The sequence below is a fragment of the Sphingobacterium sp. UBA7253 genome (assembly GCF_002472745.1).
GTDB lineage: Bacteria > Bacteroidota > Bacteroidia > Sphingobacteriales > Sphingobacteriaceae > Sphingobacterium > Sphingobacterium siyangense.
On sequence record NZ_DKSP01000037.1, the window covers coordinates 61,371 to 68,923 of the forward strand.

A 7,553-nucleotide genomic window follows, 5' to 3' on the forward strand; every position below is an offset into this window, starting at 1 on the left:
GTTATTGTCTTAAAAAATCTTACATTTGAATTAACTGTTTAATATTTGTTATTTCAATACGTAATGAAAGTTGTTCAATTTACAGTTCCGGTTGTTTACCAAGGATCTATTTGTGTGCAGGAAGATATTCTGCCTTCATTCTATAGCAACTACCACCGACACAAGGAAATCCAGCTGACCTACATTTTGAAGGGGAGGGGAACCTTTATGATTGGCAACTTTACCCACAATTTTGAAGAGGACGAGATCTATATCGTTGATGCGGATGAACCGCATATGTTCAAAACAGGGGAGGATATAAAGGATGGCATTCATGCCATCCATATTTTTTTCGACTACGAGCATTTTAAACCCTTTCTGGATTTCCCTGAATTTGATGATGTTAAGTATTTTCTGGAACATATCAACGTCAGTAAAAAATTGGATGCGGAGCATTCCGTCGCGTTAAAAGAAAAGTTTGTACAGATTAACGTGAGCGCGGGCATAGATCGTCTCCTCTCGTTTGTGAAGCTGATTAATTTTTTAAGTAAAAAAGTAGATCAATGGACTTCGCTGTATACAGGTATTCCACAAAAGAAGTTCTCAGATGCCGAAGGATTGCGAATCAATGAAATATTCCAATATACTTTCCAGCATTTTGGAGACAAGATTTCCTTGGAAGATATAGCAGCGGTAGCACACATGACACCACACGCATTTTGCAAGTATTTTAAGAAACATACCCGGAAAACCTATGTTACCTTCCTCAATGAAATCCGGATTGAACGCGCCTGTAAAATGTTGATTGACGAATCTTCGGAAAGTGTTTCTAATATCGCTTTTAAAACAGGGTTTAACAATGTTGTCAATTTCAATCGGGTGTTCAAGAAAATAACCAAACTGTCGCCGAGTGAATATGTACAGGAACATCGTATGCGCGACTAGGTTGTTTGGCGGATGTTACTATGCCGTTTAATGGAATAGTCTATGGAGATTTCCGAGCTATAGCTGGATCCTCATACCGTTGATTTTTGGTATGCTCCCCTCCGCGGAAATCGGAATAATGGTTTTGTTGACAATATCGAAAAAAGACTCGTCTCTGTTAATTTTAAGAGCAATGACATCGCGATGCGCGAAATTGGACATTCCTTTGCCCAGCTTTCCGATGAGTATTGGACTGGTAATCCATATGCTATTGAGTGTGTAAACCGCTCGCAATCGGCAGATGCAAAGCAGGTCCACTGGAAATGCTGGCTTGGAAAAGACGGAGTTGGTATTTGGACAAAATTGATTAGCCAAAGAATATTCAGGTTAAAATAGACAAGAAGAAAAACACAGTACAGTTGACGGTAAAAGATAAAGTCGATGCGCATTATAACTATATCTGGTTGAATGAAGATGGTAATCCGATTTATGAATGGGACTAATTTAATGGCGAGTATGTACGTCCAACAGGGGTGAATAATGTGCTCAAAATGAAATTAACAACCTCTTCTGGAAAGATATACGTTCAAAAAATAGATAAAGAGACCACTTGCAAAAGTGAGAAAAGGATTGTAACTTTTTAGTTATACTATTGGAGTGAAATGATTTATAAGTTAATTTTAATCTGCCGGTTAATTAACTTATAAATCATTTATATTTATGAAAAGAAAATCCAAGTCAACTTGGGGAATTCTTTCATGTGTATTCATCCTGGTTTTAGCCGCAATGCCTTCGTGCAAAAAGCATGCAAAACTTCCCGATGAAAACGATGAAACAATTCATGCGGTAAAATTCAAAGTCAAGGATTTTGAAGCGATTGTTACTCCTCTAAAAAAACAATCAACCACGGCAAAACGAGCTGCGCTGAGCGGAGCTTCTTCCGAAAACGAATTGCTGTATCATTGGACCTTTGATAACAGCGATGTTGTTCCCGAAAATGCACTTGATGATGCCGTTGTGATCGATTACAACAATGGAAAGACAGACTATGATTTTTTAGGCGGTTGGCCTGCAACGGGAAAAGCCATTAGTTTCAAAGGTGGTAAAGAGATCCTAGTCAAAATCCCTGCCACAGGTATTCATTCGCTGGGTAGCTGGACCTTTGATTGCAATAGTTCGAGTACAGGACCAAGGGCACTGCTTTTGAGTTATTCCCTGGATAAGGGGAATAGTTTTTTGATGCTCTCGGATACAATCAATTATCCATCGAATGTGTCACTTTCAGCCAAAATCCCTGTGAGTGCATCATTGGCAGATATTTCGCTTGGCAACAGCAAGGAGCTCTGGTTGAAAATTTCATTATTTGCCGGTAGCAGGGACGGAGGAGCGGGCTACAGCCCAACGACTGGTACATTCAAGATGGATAACTTGATGGTTTACGGACAAGTCAACCCGGCCGCTTTGCCCAGCAAATTTTACTATCATGTGTTTGATGCAAAATCGAAGGCTATGATCAAATCGGGCGTACTTAACTCGCAGGAAGCTTTCGATGTTGAATTGCCGAACGGAACCTATTACCTAAGTCTGATTGCTAAAAATTCGACATTGCCGCTGATCCTGGCAGGGGCGGTGGATTTTGAGCACTTTTATGCGACGAATGCTTTTTCAGAACAATCTGCAGAGTTATTTGCTAGCCGGGATACCTTTGAGGTTAAAGGGGCTATGGAACGGGTCCTAAACTTAAGTCGGATCTACAGTGAGGTCAAGTTGACTTTTACAGACAGCGAAGATCTGAGCGCAATTGATAGTATTCAGGTGAAGCAGCTTCATCCTGTGTTTCATTATTATCCTTTTATGACGCATAGTAACGACCAGGTTGATGAAAGTCTTTTGACGGTTATCCCACATTTTACGGCAGCTGATCAAAGTTTTTCGTTCAACCAATTTATGGGCTATTATCTCAACAATACCGCTATTAAATATCAGTTCCAAGTTTTCAAGGAAGGTAAATTGCTGCGTACATTTGAACTGGAAAGCGAAATCCGAAATAATGTTCAAATACAGTTTAAGGGCAAATTGCTGGAGACTGCCAATGGGAATTTGGGTTTTCAGATCGTGAAGAATGAACAGTGGGACGATCATATTGTGATAGAATACTAGCACAGTTATTGTACTTAGCATCTAGCCGCCCTACATCTATTAAAACAAAAAGGTGTCCAGCAATGGACACCTTTTCTGTGATAGCATATTGGCTATATCAATTTTTTTAGCAAGGTATTCCAACCAGCCAAGTCATTCAATATTTTTTCAAGATCGGCAATGGCAACACGTTCCTGTGCCATCGTATCACGGTGACGGATGGTTACGGTGTTGTCTTCCAATGAATCGTAATCGACTGTGATACAGATTGGTGTTCCGATTGCATCTTGACGACGGTAACGTTTTCCAATGGCATCTTTTTCGTCATATTGAACGTTGTAATCCAATTTTAGTGTATTTAGGATCTCACGTGCTTTTTCTGGTAAACCATCTTTTTTGGTCAATGGTAAAATTGCAGCTTTTACCGGTGCCAATGCTGGTGGAAATTTCAATACAACGCGCGAATCTTGTTTTTCTGCTGTAGAAAGATCTTCTGTTACCAAAGAGTTACATAATACAGTTAAGAAAAGGCGGTCCAATCCGATTGAAGTTTCAATGACATATGGAATGTAGTTTTGATTGATCTCCGGATCAAAATATTGCATTTTCTTTTTAGAAAATTCCTGATGTTGTTTCAAGTCAAAATCTGTACGGGAGTGGATACCTTCAACTTCTTTGAATCCGAATGGGAAGTTGAATTCAATATCAACTGCAGCATTTGCGTAATGCGCTAATTTATCGTGGTCGTGGTAACGGTAGTTTGATGGATCGAAGCCCAATGCCAAATGCCATTTCAAACGTGTTTCTTTCCATTTGTTATACCATTCCAATTCAGTACCCGGGCGGCAGAAAAATTGCATTTCCATTTGCTCGAATTCACGCATACGCATGATAAACTGACGTGCAATTACTTCGTTACGGAAAGCTTTACCAATTTGTGCAATACCAAAAGGAATTTTCATACGTCCTGTCTTTTGAACGTTCAGGAAGTTGACGAAAATACCTTGTGCAGTTTCAGGACGAAGGTAAACCTGATCAGCTCCATCTGCCATAGCACCCATTTGGGTTGCAAACATCAAATTAAATTGACGTACTTCAGTCCAATTTTTGGTACCTGAAACCGGACATACGATATTATGTTCTTCAATGATGGTTTTCAGTCCAGCTAAATCGTCTGCATTCAATGCGGTATTCAAAGCGTCTAATAGGGCAGCAGCTTCAGCTGTCTTACCATCTGCTTCATAACGTGCAATCTTATCTTCGATCAATTGATCGGCACGGTAACGTTTTTTTGAATCCTTATTGTCGATCATTGGGTCGTTAAAACCATCAACGTGACCAGAGGCTTTCCATGTTGTTGGGTGCATGAAAATTGCGGCATCAATACCAACAATGTTTTCGTGCAATTGCACCATGGATTTCCACCAATAAGTCTTTAGGTTGTTTTTTAATTCCGAACCTAATTGACCGTAATCGTAGACGGCACTTAATCCGTCATATATTTCGCTCGATTGAAATACAAAACCGTATTCCTTCGCGTGTGATACTACACTTTTGAAAAAGTCGTCTGTCTGTTTGCTCATAAGTGGCAAATATAGATATTAGTTTTAGATTTTAGATATAAGATTCTTGATAAGAGGTATTCTTTAAATGCCTAAATCACGGATCTGCTGGGACGCATTTTTGTTATCTACTTTTTTGATGATATGTTGGATAATGCCATCTGCATCAATCACAAAAGTGGTACGTGCTGTGCCCATATACTTTTTGCCATACATGTTCTTTTCGACCCATACACCATAGGCCTCTACAAGGCTCTTGTCTTCATCTACAAGCAGCTGAAAAGGAAGCTCATGTTTGCTGATGAATTTTTGGTGCGATGCTTCGCTGTCCACACTTACGCCGATGATTTCAAAACCATCTTTTTTCAAAGACTGATAATTGTCTCTGAAATTACAGGCTTCCGTGGTGCAGCCTGGTGTATTGTCTTTTGGATAAAAATATAAAATAACTTTTTTCCCTTTGAAATCCGAAAGATGTACCGTTTCACCATGTTGATTTTTTGCACTAAAATCCGGTGCTTTCTGTCCTATTTCTAGTGTTGCCATATGTATTTCGATTTAGTCGATTAAGATACGAAATTATAACAATAAATCTATCCGATGGTATGCTTAAGCATTTTGGTTAACGTGCCTGCTGCTACTCGTGAAGTCGACAACTTGGTTCTCGCCAAGTAATTTGATAAAAGATCTGTCGGCTGGTACAGTGAGGATAATTTTTTAGAAAATCAATTGTTCTATCGACACATAAATTACTATTTTTAAAAAAACATGGAAATGGAACTATCATCTTTTGAAAAACAGATCAATAGTACGATTTTACAGCGAGGTAAAGTCTACTACCAAAAAGGACAGGTTGAATCTCTTGGAGAAACAGAAGATGGTGTATGGGTTGCAGTGGTAGCAGGGTCGGACGATTATTTTGTAGAGATTGAAATTAGCAAAAAAGGATCAGTAGGAGATTATGGATGTGACTGTCCCTACGATGGCGATTTGTGCAAGCACGTGGTTGCTGTCTTGTATGCTATACGGGATGAAAAAGCGATTGCTCCTGAGGATGTACCTAAAACTACCAAGAAAAAAACAAAACTATCCTTTCAAAAACTACTGGACAATATCAGTAGCGACGAGCTGAAAGCATTTATTGTCCAGTACAGCAAAAAGGACAGTAGCTTTAAATCTGATTTGGAACTATTCTTTGCAGAAAAAGATGAAAACTTTGACATAGAAAAGCAAATAAAGGATCAGATTAGGAAAGCGATCAAGACCTACAGCAAACACGAATTTATCGATTATGGTTCAAGTGGTAAGCTAGCACGGGAATTACAAAAAATTCTGATGCAAGGTCAATATTATCTATCCAAAAATAACATCCTAAACGGTAGCTTGTTATGCATGGCGTATATACAGGAAGTCATGCCAGTGATTACTTACGCCGACGATAGCAATGGATCTATAGGAGATGCTATCGATAGTGGTATATCCTTATTGACAGATATTGCGGTGCAGTCCCCCGTCGATTTGAAAGAAAAGATTGCTGTGTATTTGAATAAAGAGCTGCAACAGGATCTGTACTTTGACTATGGCGATTTCGGATATGATATGACAGATCTTTATGCGCAGCTATGTCTGGATTTAAGTAAAATAGATGATTTTCTGCACTTTGCCGATGTGGCTATTCATAAAGCTCGTTTAGACCGTTATGATTACCGTAGTAGTTTTTTTATACAGATTAAAGCCTCCATCCTTCAAAAAGGAAACAGGACAGAAGAGGTACAGCAATTGATAGAACAACAAATCCATTTGCCACAAATGAGGAAGGTTCAGGTCGAAAAAGCTATTGAAAACGAGCGCTTTGAAGAGGCCAAGGAATTGCTGGTTGAAGGAATACGACTAGCGGAAGAAGCACAGCATCCTCGTGTAATAAGGGACTGGGAAGAAACCCTTTTGCATATTGCCGTTCTGCAAAATGACATTCCAATGGTGCGCTCTTTTACAGAAAAATTCGCTATAGGTTACTCTTTTAGCAGCCACTATTACAACCAGTGGAAAAACACCTATACCTCAGAAGAATGGAGAAGTGTCATTAACGACAAAATCAACTCGATTCGCGCAAAATCAACCGGAGAAAAGAGTTCCTATTCGAAACACCAAGACTACTGGCTTTTGAACGAAATAGGTCCTATCTATATTGAAGAGAATATGTTCGACCAATTACTTGCACTTGTGCAACGGCAGACCGATCTGGAAACCATACTAAACTATCATGAGCATTTATATAAATTGTATCCTGCGGAACTTATGAAATTGTACTCATTCCTATTGGATCAACATGCTGAGTCTGCCAATAAACGTAATGCGTACCAACGATTGATGGACATCGTATTCGCTATATTTAAAGATATACCTTCCGGTAGGGAAACACTCTTGGCCCAAATGCTTCACTGGAAAATGATCTACAGGTACCGTCCTGCGATGATGGATGAATTAACGAATATATTGGACAAAATCAATGCACAGGGGGAGTAGATGAATAATGTTCATCTAGGCCCCGATATCTGCATTTTGGTTAACTTGCTTGATTAAGCTCATGAGTTTGACAACATTGTTTTCGTCAAATAATCCGATAACCCCGCTGTCATCTAGCTCCGTAAAAGGAGGTTCCATGAGATCGACGGTTTCTAGATAACCGTTGGTTACGAAATAACGTATTACAGTGTCCATAAACTTGATCTGCTTGGCCGAAAGGTTAGCTTCACCAATAAAATTTGTGAAATGAGCCTGTATAGCCTCTTGATCCAAGCCGATAATGGACCGAATAAAAGTTCCTAGCGGCTGATCACCAAATTCTTTTATAAACTCTTCCTTGGACCCCAGTGCCTCTGCTACGAGGTATTGTTCTAACTGCTGTAATTCGAAAGGATTGATCGGTTGATTTTTATGCAATTTGTC

The 7,553-nt window shown here is 39.4% G+C and carries 6 protein-coding genes; 3 read left to right on the top strand and 3 right to left on the bottom strand.

Translation table 11 applies throughout. The annotated features are described in order from the left end of the window. The first annotated feature begins 63 nt into the window (after window positions 1-63). Both B2X72_RS03705 and B2X72_RS03710 read left to right on the top strand, forming a co-directional pair. A complete protein-coding gene (locus tag B2X72_RS03705; protein ID WP_112374998.1) occupies window positions 64-924 on the top strand; it encodes a helix-turn-helix domain-containing protein in 861 nt (286 codons plus the stop codon). A gap of 699 nt (window positions 925-1,623) precedes the next feature. Beyond that, window positions 1,624-3,063 carry a hypothetical protein gene (locus tag B2X72_RS03710; RefSeq protein WP_286848310.1) on the top strand — a complete coding sequence of 480 codons (1,440 nt, stop codon included), beginning with the start codon at window positions 1,624-1,626 and terminating at the stop codon, window positions 3,061-3,063. Window positions 3,064-3,155: 92 nt separating this feature from the next. Here B2X72_RS03710 and B2X72_RS03715 read toward each other — a convergent pair whose 3' ends face one another. After that, window positions 3,156-4,625 carry a glycine--tRNA ligase gene (locus B2X72_RS03715; protein ID WP_075994392.1) on the bottom strand — a complete coding sequence of 490 codons (1,470 nt, stop codon included), beginning with the start codon at window positions 4,623-4,625 and terminating at the stop codon, window positions 3,156-3,158. 63 nt (window positions 4,626-4,688) lie between these two features. Continuing rightward, window positions 4,689-5,150 (bottom strand): thioredoxin-dependent thiol peroxidase, encoded by a 462-nt coding sequence (gene bcp / locus B2X72_RS03720; RefSeq protein ID WP_145327507.1) that lies wholly within the window; start codon window positions 5,148-5,150, stop codon window positions 4,689-4,691. A gap of 228 nt (window positions 5,151-5,378) precedes the next feature. Between bcp and B2X72_RS03725 the strand changes: the two genes are divergently transcribed. Further along, window positions 5,379-7,130, top strand: a complete 1,752-nt coding sequence (locus tag B2X72_RS03725; protein WP_286848311.1) for an SWIM zinc finger family protein — start codon at window positions 5,379-5,381, stop codon at window positions 7,128-7,130. A 15-nt stretch (window positions 7,131-7,145) separates the two neighbouring features. On the opposite strand, the gene B2X72_RS03730 is transcribed toward B2X72_RS03725, so the two are convergent. Further along, window positions 7,146-7,553 (bottom strand): type I restriction-modification enzyme R subunit C-terminal domain-containing protein (locus B2X72_RS03730; RefSeq protein ID WP_286848313.1); only part of this gene is annotated, 408 nt, incomplete at its 5' end.

What these genes read in the sequence shown, in the direction of transcription:
- B2X72_RS03710 (WP_286848310.1), top strand. Translation starts at nt 1,624, where the DNA reads ATGAAAAGAAAATCCAAGTCAACTTGGGGAATTCTTTCATGTGTATTC.
- bcp (WP_145327507.1), bottom strand. Translation starts at nt 5,150, where the DNA reads ATGGCAACACTAGAAATAGGACAGAAAGCACCGGATTTTAGTGCAAAA.
- B2X72_RS03725 (WP_286848311.1), top strand. Translation starts at nt 5,379, where the DNA reads ATGGAACTATCATCTTTTGAAAAACAGATCAATAGTACGATTTTACAG.
- B2X72_RS03715 (WP_075994392.1), bottom strand. Translation starts at nt 4,625, where the DNA reads ATGAGCAAACAGACAGACGACTTTTTCAAAAGTGTAGTATCACACGCG.
- B2X72_RS03705 (WP_112374998.1), top strand. Translation starts at nt 64, where the DNA reads ATGAAAGTTGTTCAATTTACAGTTCCGGTTGTTTACCAAGGATCTATT.